General features: G+C 64.2%; 1 protein-coding gene. It reads right to left on the reverse strand.

From position 1 onward, the window contains the following. Nucleotides 1–2: 2 nt before the first annotated feature. Nucleotides 3–1,427, reverse strand: a complete 1,425-nt coding sequence (locus JMF86_RS33470) for a PLP-dependent aminotransferase family protein (RefSeq protein ID WP_011545632.1) — start codon at nucleotides 1,425–1,427, stop codon at nucleotides 3–5. Nucleotides 1,428–1,727: the final 300 nt, after the last annotated feature.

Raw genomic sequence — 1,727 nt, forward strand, 5'->3', positions numbered from 1 at the left:
GTTCACCGCATGCACGCTGCAGCCAGCTTCCCGACCGTGATCACCGCCTGCTCGATCTCCGGCGACCACGGGCTGCTGTAGTTCAGCCGGATGAAATTCCGGTAGTTGTCGGTGATCGAGAACATGTAGCCGGGGCCAATCGTGATCCCCTGCTCCAGCGCGAGCTGATACAGCCGCATCGCATCGACCTGCGCGGGCAACTCGACCCACAGCACGTACCCGCCCGCCGGGCTCGAAATGCGCGTGCCTTCCGGAAAGAACCGCGACACCATCGCGCGCATCAGATTCGCCTGCTGCGCATACGCCTTGCGCAGGCGCCGCAGGTGATGCTCATAGCCGTCGCGTTCCAGAAACTCCGCGATCGCCAACTGCGGCAATGACGGCGTCGCCAGCGTATTCAGGAACTTCAGCTTCTCGACCTGATCGCGATAACGGCCCGGCAGCGCCCAGCCGATCCGGTACGCGGCCGTCAGGCTCTTCGAGAACGACGAACAATGCAGCACGATCCCGGTCCGGTCGTAGGACTTCAGCGAACTCGGATGCGTATCGCCGAAATACAGTTCGTTATACACACCGTTCTCGATGATCGGTATGCCGGCCTTCGTTGCGAACTCAACCAGTTCGCGCTTGCGCTCGTCCGGCATCTGGAAACCCAGCGGGTTCTGGAAGTTCGGCATCACCATGCACGCGGCGATCGGCTGCGATTTCGCGATCGCTGCCAGCGCCGCGATGTCGATCCCGTATTCCGGATGCGTCGCCACCTCGATCGCCTTCATCCCCATCCGCTCGATCGCATGCAGCATCGCGTAGAACGTCGGCGACTCCACCGCGATCGTGTCGCCCGGCTTCGCGACCGCCTGCAGGCACAGGTTGATCGCCTCCGTCGCGCCGACCGTCACGATGATCTCGTTCGGGTCCACCGACATTCCGTTTTCCAGGTAGCGCCGCGCGATCTGCCGGATCAGCCGCGGATGGCCCGGCGGCAGCCCGTCGGTCACGCCCCACAGCGACTTGTCGCGACCGGCCGCGTACGCGTAGCGGTTCAGCTTCTCGAACGGAAACAGGCTCGGGTCTGGGTACGGCGAGCCGAGCGGCACCGCGTCGTCCGTGCCGATCGAGCGCAACGTCGACAGCACAAGCCGGCTCACGTCCACCGACGACGAGATCGCGATCGGCTTCGACGGCCGCAGCTCGCGCACCGGCGCATGGCCGTCGTCACGCCGCAGGTTCACGAAATAGCCCGACTGCGGCCGGCTTTCGAGCAGCCCGCGGCTTTCCAGCAGCAGATACGCATGCAGCACGGTCGTGATGCTGATCCGGTGCTGCTGGCTCGCCTGCCGCACCGACGGAATCCGGTCGCCGTGCCGGTACACACCCTGGCGGATCAGCCGCTCGATGTCGTCCGCGAGTTTTTCATAGAGTTTCATCGTGCGTCTCCTGCCGGCGCGCGCCGCCCCGCCGCCGCCGCCCCGTGTGCGCCCGATACGCACGCGTTGCACGTGTTTCGCCCGCCGACCGGGCCGTCGTGATTCCTGATCTTTCCCTCCGGTTTTGCCTTTTCCATCGCACTGGCTCTCTCTTGAAGATGCGCCGGCAGGGTTCCCGGAACAGCGGGATCTGCAGCACTGTGCACTTGATGATCGAATCTTAAGAGAAGAACAGTTGGGGCCGAGTACACACATCGAGCCTGCGGACAAAAGTACAGTTCGGCGCGAATCGAGCATTCT

It is taken from the genome of Burkholderia sp. E168m15, assembly GCF_016586105.1.
In the GTDB taxonomy this organism is placed as follows: Bacteria; Pseudomonadota; Gammaproteobacteria; order Burkholderiales; family Burkholderiaceae; genus Burkholderia; species Burkholderia orbicola.